This is a genomic window from Paenibacillus sp. HB172176, from assembly GCF_011947265.1.
In the GTDB taxonomy this organism is placed as follows: Bacteria; Bacillota; Bacilli; order Paenibacillales; family Paenibacillaceae; genus Pristimantibacillus.
This window is the reverse complement of record NZ_JAATHD010000004.1, coordinates 448,176-466,962: the sequence shown is the minus strand read 5'-3', so window position 1 is coordinate 466,962 and position 18,787 is coordinate 448,176. Positions and strand designations below refer to the sequence as shown.

The 18,787-nt window shown below is 54.0% G+C and carries 17 protein-coding genes and 1 pseudogene; 5 read left to right on the top strand and 13 right to left on the bottom strand.

Features of this window, described 5'->3' with window-relative positions; all coding sequences use genetic code 11:
- A partial coding sequence (locus HFP08_RS09005) for a transposase (RefSeq protein WP_206109208.1) occupies nucleotides 1–253 on the top strand: 253 nt, incomplete at its 5' end.
- A 53-nt stretch (nucleotides 254–306) separates the two neighbouring features.
- On the opposite strand, the gene HFP08_RS09000 is transcribed toward HFP08_RS09005, so the two are convergent.
- The 5 genes from HFP08_RS09000 to HFP08_RS08980 all read right to left on the bottom strand — a co-directional run bounded on the left by HFP08_RS09000 (nucleotide 307) and on the right by HFP08_RS08980 (nucleotide 3,828).
- Nucleotides 307–828, bottom strand: a complete 522-nt coding sequence (locus HFP08_RS09000; protein ID WP_168120245.1) for a dihydrofolate reductase family protein — start codon at nucleotides 826–828, stop codon at nucleotides 307–309.
- 152 nt (nucleotides 829–980) lie between these two features.
- A complete protein-coding gene (locus HFP08_RS08995) occupies nucleotides 981–1,448 on the bottom strand; it encodes a helix-hairpin-helix domain-containing protein (protein WP_168120244.1) in 468 nt (155 codons plus the stop codon).
- Between the two features lie 85 nt (nucleotides 1,449–1,533).
- The gene (locus tag HFP08_RS08990; RefSeq protein ID WP_240941217.1) at nucleotides 1,534–2,004 is read right to left on the bottom strand and encodes a DinB family protein; all 471 of its coding nucleotides are present in this window, start codon (nucleotides 2,002–2,004) and stop codon (nucleotides 1,534–1,536) included.
- 200 nt (nucleotides 2,005–2,204) lie between these two features.
- Nucleotides 2,205–3,056 (bottom strand): anti-sigma factor, encoded by an 852-nt coding sequence (locus tag HFP08_RS08985; protein WP_168120242.1) that lies wholly within the window; start codon nucleotides 3,054–3,056, stop codon nucleotides 2,205–2,207.
- Nucleotides 3,034–3,828, bottom strand: a complete 795-nt coding sequence (locus HFP08_RS08980) for an RNA polymerase sigma factor (protein ID WP_240941214.1) — start codon at nucleotides 3,826–3,828, stop codon at nucleotides 3,034–3,036. Before HFP08_RS08980 ends, HFP08_RS08985 begins: the two co-directional genes overlap by 23 nt.
- Nucleotides 3,829–4,028: 200 nt before the next feature.
- On the opposite strand from HFP08_RS08980, the gene HFP08_RS08975 reads away from it, so the two are divergent.
- The 3 genes from HFP08_RS08975 to HFP08_RS08965 are packed head-to-tail and all read left to right on the top strand — an operon-like array spanning nucleotide 4,029 to nucleotide 7,259.
- Nucleotides 4,029–5,201 (top strand): COG1470 family protein, encoded by a 1,173-nt coding sequence (locus tag HFP08_RS08975; protein WP_240941210.1) that lies wholly within the window; start codon nucleotides 4,029–4,031, stop codon nucleotides 5,199–5,201.
- 2 nt (nucleotides 5,202–5,203) lie between these two features.
- The gene (locus tag HFP08_RS08970) at nucleotides 5,204–6,220 is read left to right on the top strand and encodes an ABC transporter ATP-binding protein (RefSeq protein WP_168120241.1); all 1,017 of its coding nucleotides are present in this window, start codon (nucleotides 5,204–5,206) and stop codon (nucleotides 6,218–6,220) included.
- Nucleotides 6,210–7,259 (top strand): ABC transporter permease, encoded by a 1,050-nt coding sequence (locus tag HFP08_RS08965; protein ID WP_168120240.1) that lies wholly within the window; start codon nucleotides 6,210–6,212, stop codon nucleotides 7,257–7,259. The genes HFP08_RS08970 and HFP08_RS08965 overlap by 11 nt, the downstream gene beginning before the upstream one ends.
- 1,345 nt (nucleotides 7,260–8,604) lie before the next feature.
- On the opposite strand, the gene HFP08_RS08960 is transcribed toward HFP08_RS08965, so the two are convergent.
- From HFP08_RS08960 to HFP08_RS08940, 5 genes are all read right to left on the bottom strand, one after another.
- Entirely contained in the window at nucleotides 8,605–10,953 is a 2,349-nt protein-coding gene (locus HFP08_RS08960) for a helix-turn-helix domain-containing protein (protein WP_168120239.1), read from the bottom strand.
- A 22-nt stretch (nucleotides 10,954–10,975) separates the two neighbouring features.
- Nucleotides 10,976–11,869: a carbohydrate ABC transporter permease gene (locus tag HFP08_RS08955; protein WP_168120238.1), complete on the bottom strand. Its 894-nt coding sequence runs from the start codon at nucleotides 11,867–11,869 to the stop codon at nucleotides 10,976–10,978.
- Between the two features lie 275 nt (nucleotides 11,870–12,144).
- Nucleotides 12,145–13,050 (bottom strand): ABC transporter permease, encoded by a 906-nt coding sequence (locus tag HFP08_RS08950; RefSeq protein ID WP_168120237.1) that lies wholly within the window; start codon nucleotides 13,048–13,050, stop codon nucleotides 12,145–12,147.
- 80 nt (nucleotides 13,051–13,130) lie between these two features.
- Entirely contained in the window at nucleotides 13,131–14,771 is a 1,641-nt protein-coding gene (locus HFP08_RS08945) for an extracellular solute-binding protein (RefSeq protein WP_168120236.1), read from the bottom strand.
- 496 nt (nucleotides 14,772–15,267) lie between these two features.
- Entirely contained in the window at nucleotides 15,268–15,627 is a 360-nt protein-coding gene (locus HFP08_RS08940) for a hypothetical protein (RefSeq protein WP_168120235.1), read from the bottom strand.
- On the opposite strand from HFP08_RS08940, the gene HFP08_RS08935 reads away from it, so the two are divergent.
- On the top strand, nucleotides 15,596–16,543 hold the full coding sequence (locus HFP08_RS08935) for a helix-turn-helix transcriptional regulator (protein ID WP_168120234.1): 948 nt from the start codon (nucleotides 15,596–15,598) through the stop codon (nucleotides 16,541–16,543). The genes HFP08_RS08940 and HFP08_RS08935 overlap by 32 nt on opposite strands.
- Nucleotides 16,544–16,903: 360 nt before the next feature.
- On the opposite strand, the gene HFP08_RS29235 is transcribed toward HFP08_RS08935, so the two are convergent.
- The 3 genes and pseudogenes from HFP08_RS29235 to HFP08_RS08925 form a co-directional block, all read right to left on the bottom strand.
- Nucleotides 16,904–17,347 (bottom strand): SRPBCC family protein, encoded by a 444-nt coding sequence (locus tag HFP08_RS29235; protein ID WP_240941227.1) that lies wholly within the window; start codon nucleotides 17,345–17,347, stop codon nucleotides 16,904–16,906.
- Nucleotides 17,333–17,839 (bottom strand): annotated as a pseudogene (locus HFP08_RS08930) (SRPBCC family protein); the annotation flags it as partial. The pseudogene HFP08_RS08930 and the gene HFP08_RS29235, both read right to left, overlap by 15 nt.
- 22 nt (nucleotides 17,840–17,861) lie before the next feature.
- Nucleotides 17,862–18,191, bottom strand: a complete 330-nt coding sequence (locus HFP08_RS08925; protein ID WP_168120233.1) for an ArsR/SmtB family transcription factor — start codon at nucleotides 18,189–18,191, stop codon at nucleotides 17,862–17,864.
- Nucleotides 18,192–18,787 lie beyond the last annotated feature (596 nt).

The following is an 18,787-nucleotide window of genomic DNA, read 5'->3' as shown; positions in this document are numbered from 1 at the left end:
CCGGATTCATCACGCCAAGCTGCTCCAACCGTTCCTGGACGAACTGAATGGTCGACTCGAATTGGTGTTTCTGCCGCCTTACAGCCCGCAGTTGAATATTGTTGAAGGGCTATGGAAATGGCTGAAATCCAATGTAATCAACAATGTGTTCTATCACACCGTTGCCGACATCCGAAAAAACGTCGGATTGTTCATGGACGAAATTATGAAAAATCCAAGTTCCATTATCGATCGGCTTTGTGTCAGGATGTAACTATCGATTTCTTTAGTTCAAATTATATAGGTTAACTAATTTCAGAAGATATACTACTCTCGAGCCCCTCGCACCTTGTATGCAAGCAGCACCATCCCGCTCGGATAGACCTTGTGCGAGGTTAGTTCCAAACGCTGGCGAACTCCGCTTGATGCGAGCAGCGGGACCCCGCCTCCCAACAAGATTGGAATAATCGCCGGTTCGACCGTATCGACAAGCCCCCATCCGAGAAGCTTCGAGAAGAGCTCCCCACCGCCGTACAGCCAGATATCCAGGCCCGGCTGCTCCCGAAGCTCGCGTACCCTCGCCTCCAGCTCTTCGCCCACTACTTCAACCTCGGGATGCTCTTCTTGGCGAAGCGACTTCGAGGCCACGATCACCCGCTTGCCGGGAAACCTCTCGCCCATCGCATGCACGATTTCATAGGTTCGGCGCCCCATAACAATCGTATCAAACTGCGCGTGAAGCGCTTCGAAATCAAATGACGGCTCCTCTACGATCCAATCAAACTCGTCTTGGGCTCCTGCAATATAGCCGTCAAGACTGCAGGCCACCTGATAACGTAATTTTCTCAAGGCTAATCACCGCCCCCCCTTCCGAATGAGTATAAATCTGTCACCTTGGTTGCACTTTGTTTGCACTCTGTATGCAATCTGCTGCCGTCCTATCGTCTCCTGTCTGCCTGCTACGACCCTATCGTAAACTCTCGGGATTTCATCCCGCTCTCTCAACGCTCCATCTCGTGCCAGGCCTTCGTCGGCCTCTCGGCAGGATAGCCGTGCCGCGCGCGATAAGCCTTGCGCTCCTCCGTGAAGTCATGCCATTTCCGCTCGCTCCCGGGATGGCGGGCATGATGCGCCAAGCACCAATAGGCATCCTCCAGGCAGGGATCCTCCCAGTAGCCGCATTGCCGCTCCCACTCGTCGATCAACTCCGGGCCGCTTCGCTCCGCCAAATCCTGGAGCGAATGATAGCCCATATCCGCCACTCTCTGAGCCACCTTCGGTCCGATGGAGGGAACGGCCTGGAATTCAGCCAGCCCCCGGAGCTGCCTCGCCCGCTCTTCCGGAACTTGAAGCATGATGGAAAGCTCCTGGGGACTCATGCCCGCGATTTCATGAATCGTTCGTCCTTCCCGCCTCAACAGCTGCCTTTCCTCCAGCGTCAGAGGCAGCTTCGGCGCCGCCTTCTTCATAGATATTCCCTCCATTCTTCGGTCGTTTCATAGAGCCTTATCATCTCATAGGCCGCAGCCGCCAGAGCGTGTTTGCATACATGCACTAATACAAATCAAACATATTTACGTCATGCCCAAGCGCCTTCACGTATTGGAACAGCTGCGCCCGGTGATGCTGCAAATGAGTGACGATCTCAATCAGCCATTTCGCCTGTTTTGTAGGATGATCAATATAGAACGGCGCCGTCTCCTTGTGGAGGAACTCTTCGTCGGACAGCCCCTCCATATAAGCGCGCAAATCGTTCATTCCCTTATCAAGCACGGCTGACAGCGCTTCTTTGCTGTGTCCCTCGGCCTCAACGGACTCTTCCATGGCGCGAACCGTCTCCCGCCCGTTCTCCTGAAGAATGAGCAAATCCACCGAAGGAATCGCGACGAGATGATGAACCAGCTCCTCCATCGATCGCATATTCGCTTGCGGCCGATATGTCCAATTTTCACCTTCCAATTTGCCAATCAGTTTGAGGGATGTTCTTGCGATGAGCGTTAGCTCCTGAAAAAGAAGCTCTTTCATTTCAATGACTCCTGACATGCGAATCCACTCCGTTTCCTTGAATAAGATCAACCGCCCATCATGGCGGGCTTGCCAATATCATATCGCTTAATACTGACAAGTGTTGTCATAATTCCGAAATTCATTCAAGCTGTCCAATCCGACAAGGGTCCGAAGCGCATGCTCATCTGTCTTCTCCATTATCCATGCGACATAAGCCATCATTGCAGCACAAGCAAAACCATTTGCTCCGTCGTCGGCTGCGGGCTGCCTCCCTTCGGCTCGGCGCTAAGCGCGATCGTATCCGCCATGCGCAGCAAATCCGTCCTCATGTAGAGATGTCCCTGCGTGCCGGAGAGCGTGATCAGTCCGAGGCTGTCGCGCCGATCTCCCGTAATCGCCCAGGCCTGATAGTCAACCTCGTCTCCGCTTGTCAAACGGTCGAGCAGCAGGAATGCCTCATTGTTACTCACATTGAACCATAGATAGCCTTCTCCCGCACGACCTTCGGCCGCCGCGATTCGATACTTCGACGTGTTCTCGTTCCGTAGAACGGCAAGCGCGGCGGGCTCCTGCCGCATCACGTATTCATCGATTCGCGATGCCGGTTTTCCGTCTCCGGCGGGGAGGAAGAGCGTGAGCGCGACAATGACCGCGGCCGCGAATGCCGGCAAGGCGAGCGCGACGCCCCAGCGCTTGCGCCTGCTCCGCCGCTTCAGCTTCGACACTTCGCCGAGCAGCGATTGATAACGGGTGGGCGGCAGCAAGGTCCGGGCATCCGCCGTCCGCTCGTGCGCGAGCTCTTTGCCGCTCTCGACCATGCGCTGCCCGCTTCCTTCTTGCTCATGCTCCCAGGCTTCCCCGGCTGTCTCGGGAACCTCCTCGACGGCCAGAAGCTCCCGCCATTCCCGGTATTGCGCATCGCATGCTGGACAGGAGGAGAGATGGCTCCGCATGGCCCGCTCCACGCTTTCCGCCTGTTTGCCGAGAATAAGGTCGATCCATTCTTGTTCGCCGTATCCTTTGGCGCAGCCGCCTCCCGACCATTCGTTATCTCGATCTGTCGCCATCATCTTCTCCCCTCTCCGCTCCGGACCAGCCTCGCTTCGCCAGCTCCTTGCGCATATTGTTAAGTCCGTACCTGATCCATGATTTCACCGTTCCGAGCGGCACCTGCCAATCCTCCGCCATCTGCCTCTGCGTCTTGTCCTCGAAGTAGGCCGCCGCGACCGCATTGCGCTGTGCGGACGGAAGCGCGCCTAGCGCTTCTCTGACGATGCGCCTTTCGCTGCTCGCAATGACGGATTCCTCCGGCGTCGCGACATGGCCTCTCCGTCCCTCTTGCAAGCCTTCGCGAGACAGATCGACTACCGATTGCTTCTGTCTTCGCCGGAGCCTGTCCAGGCAGCGACTCTTGGCCATAATCGCCAGCCAGGCCTCGACGGAGCCCCTCTCTTCCTTGTACTTGTCTCCTCCGCGAATGGCTTCGAGCAGCACATCATGGCATACATCCTCCGCTTCCATTTTGTCCTCCAGCATCCGAATCGCGATTCGCAACACCAGTGGAGCGCAGCGGGCGTAGAAGACGCGAAAGGCTTCCTCGGAGCCAAGCAGCGTCTCCCGCAGCAAGCTCGCCGTATCGACGCCCGCCGGCTCGTCTTTGCCCTCATCGGCTCTGATTGATGCAGCTGCGACATCGTCGCCTTTAGCAGACCCGGAGCAAGTCGCCGCATTCATTCGGCGTTCGTCCCCGGAGCGGCGTTCCCCCCTCATCTCGCCCGCCAAGCCTTCGTCAGTACGCCTTCGTTTCGCGAAGCGTTCTCTCCCCGGCTTCCTCAAACGCATCCCGATCCCCTCCGATCCTTGCCGCCCTGTCGGCAGCAAGCATGCTTGTCTATAACTCTATCATGGCAAAAAAATTCGAATTTGAAAACCGTTGAATTTTTCGGCGGCTATTTAAATCCAAATCCGAATCTCGTTCGTAATCCTTGCAAAGGCTGCCTGCGAGCGCCTCGAAATCGATGAACCATAAGGAGATGATTCACATGTCAAAGGCCATGAGTCATGCATGGCGGAGAACGGCGCTCTGCGCTCTTCTCATTGCAATCGCTTGGGGGTTCCAGGCAGGAACGGGAACGCCGGCCGTCTACGCCGCAGCCTCGCTGGAGCTGTACACCCCGTATACCGCGCTTAACGCATCGCCCGGCGAATCGATTACGTACAGCATCGAGCTGATCAACCATGACAGCGAGACGAAGAAAGCGGACATCGCGCTGGACGGCAATGCCAATGATTGGTCAAGCGAGCTTACAGCCGGGGGACATTCCGTGAACCAAATCGCCGTCAAAGGCGGGGAATCCGAAACGCTGAGTCTAAGGCTCGATGTCCCGCTCAAGATCGACAAGGGCGAATACCGCTTCACCGTCAACGCTGGCGGCGCGACGCTTCCGTTATCCGTGAACATTACCGAGAAAGGAACGTTTACGACCAAGCTCGAAGCGGAGCAATCCAATATTGAAGGCCATGCCGACGACACCTTCACCTTCACGACGACGCTTCGCAATCAAACCGCCGAGGATCAGACTTACGCGCTCGCCGCCTCCGCGGCCAGCGGCTGGGATGTTCGCTTCTCCTCCGGAGGGAACAATGTCACCTCCGTAACCGTCAGTCCTAACCAATCTCAGACCATCCAGGTCGCTGCCGTTCCTCCGGACGGCGTCAAGGCCGGGACTTATGACATTCCCATCTCCGCCTCGAACACGAACAGTCAAGCCGAAACGAAGCTGGAAGCGGTCGTGACTGGCAGCTACGGCCTTTCCCTCAGCACCTCGGACGAGCGGCTGAACGCGACGGTGAAGGCGGGGCATTCCACGACGCTGGAGATGACCGTCACCAATTCCGGCTCCGTTGCGCTCGAGGATATCTCCTTGTCCGCGCAGACGCCGTCCGACTGGAGCGTCACCTTCGAGCCGAAGACCGTGCGTTCGCTCGATCCCGGCAAGACAGCCACCGTGCAAGCGGTCATTCAATCGGACGAAAAGGCGCTGCCCGGCGACTACGCGCTTGCCGTTACAGCCGGAAGCGCGCAGAAATCCGCCAACGCGGCCATTCGCGTAGCGGTGAAATCCTCCTCGCTTTGGGGCTGGATCGGCGTGTTGATCATCGTCGCCGTCGCGGGTATACTCTACGGACTCTTCCGCCGTTACGGGAGGCGATAGGGATGGATACGGATTATACGACAGACAACGCCAAAAGCGCTGAACTGAGCAGTGCTGCCGCTATCGCGCTCTCCGGTCTGACCAAGCGGTACGGAGACAATATCGCCGTGAACCGGCTCGACCTGGAAATCAAACGCGGGGAAATCTTCGGCCTTCTCGGACCGAACGGCGCAGGGAAGACCACCACGATTCTCATGCTGCTCGGGCTGACCGAGCCGACCTCGGGCAAGGTTCGCGTGCTCGGCATGGATCCGGCGCGCAGCGCGCTTCAGATCAAGCGAAGAGTCGGTTACATGCCTGACGATATCGGCTTCTACGAGGAACGCAGCGGCGCCGACAATCTGATCTACACCGCCAGATTGAACGGCATTTCCGCGCAGGACGCCGCCGCGAGCGCGGAGAGACTGCTCGGGAAGGTCGGCCTCTCCGGCGCCGCCGGCAAGAAGGTCGGCACCTTCTCCCGCGGCATGAGGCAGCGCCTCGGACTGGCCGACGTGCTGATCAAGAAGCCCGAGATGATCATACTCGACGAGCCGACGCTAGGCATCGACCCGAGCGGCGTGGCGGAGCTTCTTGAACTGATTACCTCGCTCAGCAAGGAGGAGGGCTTGACCGTGCTGTTATCCTCGCATCATCTGCATCAGGTGCAGCAGATTTGCGATCGCGTCGGATTATTCGTGCAAGGAAGCTTGATTGCCTGCGGCGGCGTAGAGGAACTGGCGAGCTCTCTCCAAGAGGATGAATTCGTTGTGGTCGAACTCGAGGTCGCCGCTTGCTCCGACGAGCTTTTCGAAGCGCTCCAGGCGATAGAGGGTGTGGAAAACGTTTACAGAATGCCAAGTCCAACCGGAGGCCACAGCAGCGTCTCGCTTCGCCTCTCCTGCCGGGAAGACCTGACATCGGTCATCGCGAGACAAGCCGCCTCCAAAGGTGAATTGCTGGCGATTCGCCGCAAATCGTACAATTTGGACGATATCTATCGTCGCTATTTCGAAGGAGGCGAAACCGATGGCGCTTAAGCGGCTCATCACTTCAGAAGCATCAAAAGCTTCAAAGCTTCCCCAAACGGCAAGCAGCGAAAATGGAAGGAGCAAGCCGCTCCATTCGCAGGCTTCTCCCTTCTGGATCATGGTGCAGAAGGAGTTCGGGGATCATATTCGCAGCTGGCGCTTCGCCATACTGCTCGTCATCATCTTCCTGGCGTGCATCGGCTCCGTCTATGCAGCGATCACAGCGATCAAGAGCGGCGGAGGTACGGAGGATACCGGTACCGATTTCCTCTTCTTGAACGTGTTCACCTCGTCGGACGGCACGCTGCCGAGCTTCATTTCCTTCGTGTCCTTCCTCGGTCCGCTTATGGGCATCTCGCTCGGCTTCGACGCGGTGAACACGGAGCGCAGCAAAGGAACGCTCAGTCGTCTCATCTCGCAGCCGATCTACCGCGATGATTTCCTGAAGGCCAAATTCGTCGCTTCGCTGCTGCTGATCGCCGTCGTCATGCTCGCGCTGGGCTTCCTCGTCATGGGGGCAAGTCTGATCGTAATCGGCTATCCGCCGACGCCGGAGCAATTCTGGCGCGTGCTCTTGTTCCTGTTGTCCACCGTCGTCTATGTCGGCTTCTGGCTGAATCTGTCCATTCTGTTCTCGGTGCGCTTCAAGCAAGCGGCAACCTCGGCGCTGTCGGGCATCTCGCTATGGATCTTCTTCTCGGTCTTCTACAGCATGATTCTAGGTCTGATCGCCAAAGGGATTGCGCCCGCCAGCGATGCAAGCGCCGACTCGATCATGAGCTATCAGCAGCTGATGCTTGGGCTTGGCCGACTGTCTCCGGCCCAGCTCTTCAACGACGCGACCTCGGCGCTGCTCATGCCGAGCGTCAGATCGCTCGGACCGCTTACGATGGAGCAGGTGTACGGCGCGCTTCCAAGCCCGCTGCCGCTCGTCCAAAGCCTGAACATCGTATGGCCGCAGCTGACCGGCTTGCTTGCCGCGACGATGATCTGCTTCGGGTTGTCCTACTACGTCTTCATGCGGCAGGAAATTCGGTCAAGGTCCTAAGTGACACCCGTTTCGTCCCACAGCGCGGCGGGAGCTGCGCGGCGGGAGCTGCGCGCGGTGCAGAAAGTGGCGAAAGAGCCGCTCTCCCATTTTGGAGAACGGCCCTGCATATAATCGACAGCCTCAATATATACCATGCACATTAAGCACGGCGATCAACTGGAATTTCTCCAGTATATTTTCTTCTTTTCGACTAAATTATTATTTATGCAGGAATTACTCCAGCTTATAACGCCCAGCTTGCATCATACGAGCAGATACAGTGAAATAAGCAGGACAAATTCCAGCTTATTCATAATCATCGCCGCCGTTTAGCCATTATGCTGGAGTATTTCCATCCTATGTAAGCACAAGCAACCTCTACGCAACTCTACACGCTAATTTTTTCGCCTTTGTGCGAAAAAGGAACAGCCTTTACGACACCTTCCGGCTCCCTTGCCTCAAAACCAAGCAGCAACGAAAATACGCCAGTATCCTCGTTGCTGCTTGGTTAAAGTAATCTATTGGCTATTTATGAACAATCTTCACCTCTACATTATTCGCGCGATTGCTCGCCGAGCTGTGCTGGACGAACACCTCATAGTCGCCTGCGGCCGGAATGTTCGGCTGATATTATGAATCTGAGGAGGAGGTCCTCAGCGCCGAAATGAGGTTGTCGATTCATTGCAGGCCATCACATAAAAGTTCTGTTTGAAATTTAACGGCACACAGCGCGCCTGCTCGCACCAAAAAGCATTCTAAGGAAGACTCATAACGCTAATATCCTCAAAATGCCCGTTCCCTGAATCTAAGGAAGATTCATAACGTTATTGCAGCAAAGCAAGCCCTTTTTTGAGCTTAAAACGTGAAATAAGCATATGAATATTCGTTAGCTTTCCATTCATGCCTAATTATTACTTTTAACGCTATCAGTATTCGTTAGAGCTCCGTCTGAGCAAGGTGAAACAACTATGCCCTTCTAGGGCGTCGGGACGCGTTTCGTCCCGGAGAAATATAGAGAAAGTGCTAACATATACCTTCCTATATTTCAAGGTGAAACGGCTATGCATTACTTGAGCGGCGGGCGCGTAACATTTCCCGCACATGCAGATTACTTCGAAAACCAGTATCAGCGCTCTTGCTCCACTTGCTTGCCTCACGCTCTTGTTCCACTCACTTGCCTCACTCGCTTGCCTCACTCGCTTGCCCCACTCGCTTGCCTCACTCTCAGCGCTCTTGCTCCTTTCGCATGCCGCTTGCCTCACGCTCAGGGTCCCTCCTCCACTCGTTTGCCTCACGCTCTTTTTCCACTCACTTGCCTCACGCTCCTGCTCCACTCACTTGCCTCACCCTCAGCGCTCTTGCCTCATTCTCTTGCATCGCTCTGATATTTGCCGCTTTCCCGATACGCGCTTGGCGTTACGCCTTCATATTTCTTGAACAGTCGAATATAGGTGCTGATGCTGTAGAAGCCGACAAGATCGCTAATATCCTTGATGAAAATATCGTCCCGCAGCAGCAGCTCCTTCGACTTCTCCACCCGGAACCGGTTCATATAGTCGGTTAACGTGTCGCCCGCCTGCTCCTTGAAAAATCGCGACATATAGGAGGGATGCAGGCCGAAATGCTCCGAGATCATGTTGATGCCGAGCTTATTGTCCTTATAATGCTCTTCAATGTAATCAAGCACGCGATCCTTCAGCCGGTACTTGCTGCTCTTCCGTCTCTCCTCCGAGAGCAGGCAGATCTTGTACAGGAACTGGGACATGCGCTCGCGCATGGCGGATACGGTGCTGCCGCTGGACAGCTCGCGAATCGCCGCCAAATTCTCTTCATAGAGCTCGTCGCGCTCCAGATTCGCCTCCATGCCTGCCTTCATCATCGTGCTGCACATATCAAACAGGAGGCAGCGGAGCAAATCAGCCGATACGTTCTCCTGCTCCAGATTGCCGTCGATAATCGCGTCGAGCGTCGCCTTCGCTCCCGTATAATCGCCCGCGTTCACATAATTAATCAATTGCTGCTCCTTTTCGATCGAATAATCGTAAGAGAGCTCCTGATGCTTGATCTGATCATGCCAAATAATCGATTGGCCGCTCTGCAGCATCCGATATTCCATCGCCTCCATCGCCTCTTGATACGCTGTCGGCAGCTCCGCCGCGCTCCGGTGAATGGAGCTGACCGATACCGTGAAGAAGATTTTGAAGCGACTTCCAATGAAGCGCTGCGCTTCCTCCGCCACTCGTTTCAGGGATGCGTTCGCCTCCTCCGCAGACGTATTCCCCTTGAAATTGACGATGCATACCAGCATCTCGTCAAGCTCGCTCATCCAGCCTTGATGCTCCTGTCCCGCCAGCTCCTCCACAATATTCGTCATAATGAGATGCACGAATTCGCGCTTCTTCTCAGCATCTTGCTCATCCAGTCGGAAGAAGCCGCTGTAATCCTCGATGTAGAACAGCAGCACCGCGACTTGATCGCCTTGGAGCGTCATGCCGTGCTCGGGAAGCATCTCGGCAATCGGATAGCCGTTCTTGATCCGTCCCTTGAGCAAACGCGCAATCAGATTGGAGCGAAGCGCCTTATTCTGCGTCTCTATCGTTTGATTCATGAGCTGATAGCGTCCCAGCGTATTGTCCAGCGCCTCCTCCAGATAGTCGTACTCGCTGGAACTGGATGCTCTGGAAGGGTCGATTTCGCTGCGCGCCGCCACGCTTCGAATCAGCTTTTGCAACGGATGGTAGTTGCGTCTTGCGAGCAGAACGGCAATGATCGAGCCGACAACGGCTGCAATCGCAAGCGTCAGAATGGAGATATTGCGCACATATTCGGCCTTCTGGCTGTAGAGCCGCGATGGAAGCGCATAGACGATCTTCCAATTGGTCAGAGAAGATTTCGTATAGGACAGCACCATCTTCTCGCCGTCCCAATGCTCGATAATCGTGCCGGTGGAAGCCTCCTTCTTCTCCTGAGGAAAATGGAACTCCCGTTCCTCCGCGCCGCTTGGCTCCGAGGACGCAAGCAGCCGATTCTCTTCATCGAGAATATAGACCTTCCCTTGATTATAGGCTTGCAGATTGCGAATGGACTCCATCAACCGCTCCTGATTCAGCTCGATAACGAGCGTCGATGCGGATTTGCCTCCCCTCGACTTGAAGGGAAGCGACTGCGTGTACATAATGCCCGAACGGGCCCCTTTGCTGAAGTCGCTCATGTTAATGAATTGCCCGCGATGCTCTTGCGAGAGAAAGCTTCTCCAATCCGAGAGCGACAGAGCCGAATTTTCATAAAATAAGGAATAATACATCTCCGTCTCGTAATAGGAGCTGTCCGTCAGCACGAAGTCCCCGCTATTGAAATAAATGTAGAAATGATCCACAAAGCGCTTGGCGATGTTGTAGGACTTGAAATCGGCGAGCGTGTGCACGATATCAAGGCGCTGCTTGGCGTCAAGCTGGTCCTGATTGCTGATAATGGACGTCACCTTGGCATTCAGGGACACCATCTCCGTCAGCCGGTAAACATAATCCGTATAATTGTCGATCTCTTGCTGAAGCTGCGACAGCAGGGCGGAATTGGCGCGATTGATTTCGTCGTTGATAACATGTCTGGTCTGCAAATACGTCGCCGTCATCATCACAATGGGAATGAGCAGCACAATCGCATAGGACTGCAGCCATCTCCTTTGCACGCCGTGCTTCTTCCAACCCCGCATTTCCGCACGCTCCCTCCGGTCGTTATCCTTTGATTGACCCAATCATAACACCTTTGACAAAGTATTTCTGCAGGAAAGGATATACCGCCAGAATCGGCAAGGTCGCCACGATAATCGTCGCATACTTGATGCTCTCTCCTACGGCCTCGACATCCGAAGCCGAAGCGTCGCCTGACATATAGGCCGTGCTGTTCTGAATAAGAATCTCCCGAAGAATGAGCTGCAAAGGGAACAGCTCTCTGTCGCGCAGATACAGCATCGCGTTGAACCAGGAATTCCAATGATTCACCCCATAGAACAGAATCATGACCGCCATGACGGGAAGAGACAGCGGAATGACAATGCGGAACAGAATGGTGAAATCCTGGGCTCCGTCTATGCGGGCAGATTCAATAAGACTGTCCGGAATGCTCTCGAAGGAGGTTCTGAGAATGATCAGATTCCAGGTGGAGATCATCCCGGGAATAATGAGCGCCAGCAGCGAATTACCCAGATGCAGCCAATTGTTGACGAGCAGATAGATGGGAATGAGGCCGCCCGAGAAGAACATCGTGAATACGATCATCAGCATCACGATTCTGGCCCAAGGCACGCCCTTCCGCGACAGCACGTAGGCGCCCAGACTCGTCATGAACAAATTAAGCAAGGTTCCGCCAAACACGATGAGGATGGTGTTGAGATAACCCCCGAGTATGTTCGGATTCTGGAACACCTTCGTATAAGCGTCGAAGGTCAAGCCCTGCGAGGTCAGCAGGAGACCCGAGTGGGAAATCAGCTTCCTCGAATCGCTGATCGAGGAAAGCAGTACATAGACGAACGGGTATAGCGTAATCAAAATCATGAAGAGCATGAAGAGAACAAGAATGACTTGAAAAATCTGTTCACCCCTGCTCTTTCGAATGGCGCTGGTTTCCATTTTGTATCACCTCCTCATGTTGAATTGCGGCTTGGCGGATATGGGCCCGCCGCGATGAATGGCGGCTTGCGGCGAGTCTGGGGCAAATCCCGGTGAGTCTGCAGATGTCCTCGGCGAGTCTACGGCAGACTTCGGCAAGTCTACGGCAGACCTCGGAGAGTCTATGCCAAATCCCGGCGAGTCTACGGCAGACCTCGGTGAGTCTATGCCAAATCCCGGCGAGTCTGCGGCAGACCTTGGTGAGTCTACGGCAGACCTCGGCAAGTGCGCGGCGGCTACCATAGACTGTTCTCGCTTACCTTCTTGCTGAAGCGGTTGGCCGCAATCAGCAGCACGAAGTTGATCCCCGACTGGAACAGGCCGATTGCCGTTGCGTAGCTAAACTCATTATTTCCACCCAGGCCCTTGCGATAGACAAACGTGCTGATCACATCGGCCGTCGTATACGTGCTCGGATTGTAGAGCAGAATGATTTTCTCGAAGCCTACATCCAGCATATTGCCGATCTTCAGAATGAATAGAATCGTAATGATCGCGGCCAGGCCAGGAAGCGTAATATGAAGCGTCTGCTTCCAGCGATTGGCGCCGTCGATCCGCGAGGCTTCGTACAGCTCCGGATTGATTCCCGTAATCGCCGCGAGATAGATGATGGAGCCCCAGCCGACGCTCTGCCAAATATCCGATACAATATACACCGCCCGGAAATATTCCGGATGGCCGAGCAGCGCGGTGCGCTCCATCCCGAGCCAGACGAGAATGTCCATCACGAAGCCGTCTCTCGCCGCGAATTGGGTAATCATGCCGCAGATGACGATCATGGAGATGAAATGGGGCAGGTAGGTCACCGTTTGCACCGCCCGCTTGAACAGCTTGCCGCCGATTTCATTGATCAGCAAGGCGAAGATGATCGGAGCAGGGAAGGAGAACAGCAGCATATACAGGTTAATCAACAGCGTATTTTTGATCAGGCGCCAGAAATAGTAGCTGTCGAAAAAGCTTGTAAAATGGCTGAAGCCCGCCCACGAGCTGCCCAGAAAGCCCTCCGCTATCCGATAGTTCTTGAACGCGATTATCGCTCCGTACATCGGAACATATTGAAAGATGATATAGTACAACACAACGGGCAAAATCATCAGATACAAATATTTGTGCCGCCGGTAGTCTTTAGCGAGAAATTTCATGAGGCCCTCCTTCTTCATGCCGCCGGAGAAGCGCCGGAACTTACGCCGTTCAGCGTTGTATGGCGCTTCTCCGCCGCCGATTACCTCTGGTTGTAACGATCCAGCGCGGCTTGATTGATTTCGATCGCGCGTTCAATGCCCATTTTCTTCAGCTGCTCCTTGTAGCTGTCGAATTCGCTTAGCGGCGCGGAGCCCATGACGAACTGCATGAACATTTCCTCGCGATACGTATTCACCTCCGCCATAATCGCGGACAGCTCCTGGCCTTCCTCATCCGTCGCCGTTACGCGAGGCATGCGCGTATCCTTCAGATTGTCATAATACTTGTTGAATACTTTCACGGCGTTCTTCTGTTGATCGAAGCCGTAGTACTGCTCGGTATAACGATCATCGCCGACAAAGCCCGGAGACGGAGAAGATACGCGAAGGTACTTCGCCATGGCGTCGCCGATCGAAAGTCCGTCGGGATTGTTCACGATGAGATCGGTGTACTTCGGATAATCGCCCTCCAGATTGTAGGTCTCGCCTTCAACGCCGAACGATTTCAGCAGGTCGCCCTCAGCCGAATAAAGATAATCTAGCCATTTGGCCGTCTGTTCCACATGCGTGTTCGCGGGCGTAATTCCCGCGCTGCCTTCGCCGCGATAATCATAAGCCGCCGTGAAGAACTTCGGCTCGTCGCCCTTGTTCAATACCGGATGCTGCGCCGCTACAAGATCGTAAGCAGGATCGCTGTCCTTGTTCGCGTTCAAATATTTGCCCATCGCCGAGCCGATATATGCCGGGAATGCGCCGGCGCCTCCGTTCGTAGCCTTGGCGTCCTTCGCCGCGCTGTCCTGCGTCGCGAAGTCGGGATCGAGCAAGCCTTCCTTATACCAACTGTTCAATAAAGCCAAATAATCCTTATAGGCGTCTTCGTAAGGGCCGAATTTCACCTTTCCTTCCTCCTGGTAGAAGCTTGCGCCAACGCCATAGGCCCCGTTAAGCCGCTCGCTCCTGAAGTCGCTCAGCGTCATCGTCAGAGGCGTCTTCACGCCCTTCTTCTCCTTGAACGCCCGCAGCACATTCGTCCATTCGTCAATCGTCTCCGGCACGGCAAGTCCCAGCTCGTCAAGCCAGTCCTTGCGAAGCATAAAGCCGCTGCTCACATTGGAATGGCCTACACCGAGCGCCGGGAAGGCATAGATGGTGCCGTTATCCGTGCTGATCTCCTTCAGCATATCGGGATGCTCGTCCAGAAACTCCTTCAAATTCGGCGCATATTGCTCGATCACATCGTTAAGCGGAATGATGACCTTGTCCGCAATCGCCTTCTCGGGTCCGCCGGGATAGCTCGTGAAATTGCTCTCGATCACATCCGGGAGCTTGCCCGATGCGATCATCAGGTTGAATTGCTCGCTTTCCGTGCCTACCGCCGGATGGATGAAATCTACGCTTACATTCGTACGTTTCTCCAGCTCCTTATAGAACAAAGATTCGCCGTAATCCTTCAAGGAACGGGCGGCGTTCGCCGGCAAACCTACCCAATAGGATAAGGAAATCGCTTCGGCTTGCGAATCGCCGTTTGATGGTGAAGCGCTTTCAGACGAGCCGGGCTTGTTGGATGCGTTCTCACCGTTATTGCCGTTATTGCCGGAGCTGCATCCGGCGATAAGCGCCGTCGACAGCGCAAGCACCGTTGTCAGCTTAAGCCAAGATGGTTTGAATCGATTTGTTTTCAATGAAAGAGACCTCCCTATGCCTGTGTAATGCACAGCGGTTGCAGTGAGACTTAGCATTGCTCTCCGTCAACGTATCTCGGTAAGTTTCAGTAGATCTCGGTGGATCGACTTTTCGCTTGCCTCTCGCCGCTGCTGTGAATTCGACCTCAGTGTATCGCCGCTCCATGGAATTCACAATCTGTATCTCTTGATTATATGGGCAATCCGTGACCTTGTCATGAGATAGCAAGCCGGGTCATGAGATGCGAATCTGGTGAAAAGCCTTGCCTGCAGCGGCTTTGACGGTATTGGGGCAGGTTGTGGGGGGAGGTTATGTGACAAATATTGCAGAGGGGGCACAGCGAAGTTATAATAGTGACAATCTATGTCATGATTGGCGATTTCATAACTTTTACTTGTCCTTATTTGATCAGGTGGACACAGGAGACGTTATTAGATGATAAATACAGAGCTTGTTCACTACGGAGTTTGTTCACTCTGGCGGACACTGGAGACCTTATTCGCGGAAAATACGGGGTTGGTGCAATTTGGCGGACACAGAAGTCCTTATTTCCTCAAAAATCAAAATAAAACGCAGTTTTTTCGAAAATAACGTACTCTCTGTCCGCGAAATCACAAAAACAGCTAATTCTGAGGAAATAGCGTATCTACGGTCCGCAACAGTAGTACTGTGATAGCCCTGCCATTTTACTTCAATAATCTTGTCCTGATTCGCGATACGCGATACAAGAACGAGATGGAAGACAGTCTCGCCTAAAACATTTATAAATTCTGGAGTAGCAAATAGGGGCGCCGCATTTTCATGCCCGTTAAGGAGCTGTACGATGTCCAAATCAAAACGTTTGATGGAGCTCATGATGACCGTCAACCGCATGCGCAAATTTACGGTAAGGGAGCTCGCCGACCAATTTCAGGTATCGTCCCGTACGATACTGCGGGATTTGCAGGAGCTGAGCGAGCTTGGCGTTCCGCTTTATTCGGAGGTGGGGCCGCATGGCGGCTATCAGGTGCTGAAGGAGCGAATTCTTCCTCCAATCGCCTTCGGGGAGGACGAAGCGGTTGCGATGTTCTTCGCCAGCCATGCGCTTCGCCACTATTTGTTCCTCCCTTTCGAGACGGAGGCTTCGAAGGCGCTGAACAAATTCTACTATTATATGCCGGGGGACGTGCGGGATCGGATTGATCAGATGAAGAACCGCGTCGATTTCTTCACGCCGACGAGGCAACTGCAGCACGCTCATCTTGCGGTATTGCTGGAGGCGGCTATCCAGCAGAAGGTTTTGAGAATTGATTACGGCTCGCGGGGCAGCAAATCTTCTCGTTCGATTCAGCCTGTCGGCATCTATGCCAGCAACGGCTTCTGGTATTGTCCCGCGTATTGTTTCCTCCGCGAGGACTTCCGCCTGTTCCGCTGCGATCGGATGATGGAGGTGGAGGATGATCCTGCTGTGGTGCCGCTGGAGCACGGTCATATTCACCTCGGCAATTGGCAAGACTTTATTCGCGCGGAGAGGCCCGAGATGCGTATGGTCGTGGAGCTGACGAGCGAGGGAGCGCAGCGCTGCGAGGCCGAGGTTTGGCCTGCGCCGCGGCTTGAGCTCGGTGAAGATGGATCAGGGCGGCTGGATCAGCTGGTTCCGCGCAGCGAGCTCCCCTTCTTCGCCAAGTTCTTCCTCGGATTGGGGGAAGACGCGCGGGTCGTGGAGCCGCCGGAGCTGGTAGAACTAATCCGACGGACGCTGTCGGAGCTCGCGGCGCGGTACGAGGCTTAGCGTCCCATCGCGGGCAAGCTTGTGTTGCAGGCGCAGATTTGCAGCGGCGGCTCGTAGGCCCGCGGACGAGTAATGTACGTTTACACTTACAGCGCTCATCTCCCTCGTTCTGACTGTCCAGACCGGACAGAGTTACTTTTTATGTTTGCAGCGTTTGTTATGCTCATTTCCGCCACTGCAGAGTTACTTTCTACACTTACAGCGCTCATCTTCCTCATTCCCGCCTCTGCAGAGTTACTTTCAACGTTTGCAGCGTCCCACGAGTTCGATTTCCGCACTCCAAATCTGATTATCAGACCCCAGCTGCAACAAGAAGAAGGGATGGCCGCGGCCATCCCCCCTTCTTTCACACAACCAACTTTATTTCAAACCTTCAGCATAGGTCTTGAAGGAGCCAAGTATCGCGTTCCAACCGCCCCTCTGCATCTCGATCGAATTCGTCGTTTCGGCGTCAAACGTCTCGATGACCTTGATTCCGCCTTCCTGAGCTTCGAAAACAATCTCCACTTTCCTGCCATCATCCATCGTGTAGGCAATATATTCGTTAAGCCTCACTTCATCATAAACACCGCCAAAGTCAAATCCAAAGCTGCCGTCCTTCGCTTCCATTCTGGACATGAATTTCCCACCGGTACTCAGATCATTCTCTGCGCGAGTCGTATGCCAATCGTCAGAAGCCGCATTCCACTTCTTAATATGCTCCGGCTCCGTCCAGCAGCTCCACACTTGATCGACCGGCGCATGAACAATCGCTTCCACCGTTACGCGCTCTGGACTGCCAGACGACTTCTGTACAGCTTCCAAGTGTTCTTCCAGACGGTTCCAGGTTTGCGTGAAACCCTCCACCATACCCATCTCGAGAACTTGCTTGAGTCCTTCGGCTGTCGCATATTCCGCTCTATTGATAATCTTGGTTCCGTCCTCGACCTCGATGAAAGTGAGGGTGCACAGCGTCGAAGGCATATTATCCGCCAAATTCCCTTCCGCATCGGAGAAATAGTCCGTATAAGCAATCTTCTCCGGCATCTCGATCTCATCATAGATGGCCTTGCCCCATGACTCCATTCCGTAAAAATCACCTTGATTCCTGTCTTCGCACTTCATGCAATAATGCCATACTCCGCCGACGCGGAAGTCGATGTGACAGACTGGAAGCGTCCACCCCTTCGGCCCCCACCAATGCTTCAGATGCTCCGCCTTGGAGAAAGCCTCGAACACGAGCTCACGCGGCGCTTTGAAGTTACGCTCAAACACTAGCACCTTTTCTTCTACAGTCGTTACCGTTTGATTTGACATTTCAACTTCCTCCTCGAATGAATTAATGTTTTGGCCTTCCCTTGCCTTGCAGCTCTTGCAAATAATCATCCAACCGGTCGAACTTCTCCTCCCACATCTGACGATAACGACTGAGCCACTCATCCAATTCCTGAAACGGAGCCTTCTGCAGCCTGTAAATCCTCCGATTCGCGTCCGCTTCCGCCTCTACGATGCCAGCCTCGCTCAGAACCCGCAAATGCTTGGATGCCTGCGGCTGACGGATTTGCAGCTCGTTCGCAATTCCTCCTACCGTTTGGGGTCCTGTCCGCAGCAGCTCCACAATCTGCATGCGATTCGGCTCTGCCAGAGCGCTCAACACTTCAACATTCATAATCACCATCCGTTCTTTTGATGTAATTGAAGCCGATTATGTTGGTGTATGGCAATCGGATTTCCTGTCTGAAAACAATATAACACATCAGGAATATTCCCGTAAAGGAATATTTTAAATATTTTTTACATGCGTCGAAAAATGCTTGTGAATTTAATGTTGTATCGTTAGAAAGCGGATAGACTCACGAGAGGAAATCTGGCGGATGCCGGTAAAGCCGGTGACCTTTAGAATCGTTTCTCGCTCATTACCGAAACTTAACGGACTCGTAACACGTATATGGCCATCGATTTTTTGTCGATTCGTGAGAGCCTCGCCATTTGTCCATGGCGTTAGTCTAACGTTGTAGTCTGACGCGTTTAGTCTGACGCGTTTAGCCTAACGTGTGTAGCCTTACTTGTAGCCTAACGTGTGTAGCCTTACGGTCACATTTGACCGTAAGAATCAAATTTAATTCATTTCTGGTTTTTAAAGGTCACGAATGACCGTAAGAGAAGGTAAATGAGGGTTTCATCTATCATTTCTGTCTCTAACGGTCATCGACGACCTTTACATTTGGATAATGAGTGAAAGCGTCGCGTAACGGTCAAGAATGT

Coding starts and splice junctions, on each gene's coding strand:
- HFP08_RS08970 (WP_168120241.1), top strand. CDS start 5,204: ATGGATACGGATTATACGACAGACAACGCCAAAAGCGCTGAACTGAGC.
- HFP08_RS08950 (WP_168120237.1), bottom strand. CDS start 13,050: ATGAAATTTCTCGCTAAAGACTACCGGCGGCACAAATATTTGTATCTG.
- HFP08_RS08995 (WP_168120244.1), bottom strand. CDS start 1,448: ATGAAGAAGGCGGCGCCGAAGCTGCCTCTGACGCTGGAGGAAAGGCAG.
- HFP08_RS08975 (WP_240941210.1), top strand. CDS start 4,029: ATGTCAAAGGCCATGAGTCATGCATGGCGGAGAACGGCGCTCTGCGCT.
- HFP08_RS08960 (WP_168120239.1), bottom strand. CDS start 10,953: ATGCGGGGTTGGAAGAAGCACGGCGTGCAAAGGAGATGGCTGCAGTCC.
- HFP08_RS08955 (WP_168120238.1), bottom strand. CDS start 11,869: ATGGAAACCAGCGCCATTCGAAAGAGCAGGGGTGAACAGATTTTTCAA.
- HFP08_RS08980 (WP_240941214.1), bottom strand. CDS start 3,828: ATGCGTTTGAGGAAGCCGGGGAGAGAACGCTTCGCGAAACGAAGGCGT.
- HFP08_RS08925 (WP_168120233.1), bottom strand. CDS start 18,191: ATGAATGTTGAAGTGTTGAGCGCTCTGGCAGAGCCGAATCGCATGCAG.
- HFP08_RS08965 (WP_168120240.1), top strand. CDS start 6,210: ATGGCGCTTAAGCGGCTCATCACTTCAGAAGCATCAAAAGCTTCAAAG.
- HFP08_RS08935 (WP_168120234.1), top strand. CDS start 15,596: ATGTCCAAATCAAAACGTTTGATGGAGCTCATGATGACCGTCAACCGC.
- HFP08_RS08985 (WP_168120242.1), bottom strand. CDS start 3,056: ATGATGGCGACAGATCGAGATAACGAATGGTCGGGAGGCGGCTGCGCC.
- HFP08_RS08990 (WP_240941217.1), bottom strand. CDS start 2,004: ATGAAAGAGCTTCTTTTTCAGGAGCTAACGCTCATCGCAAGAACATCC.
- HFP08_RS08940 (WP_168120235.1), bottom strand. CDS start 15,627: ATGAGCTCCATCAAACGTTTTGATTTGGACATCGTACAGCTCCTTAAC.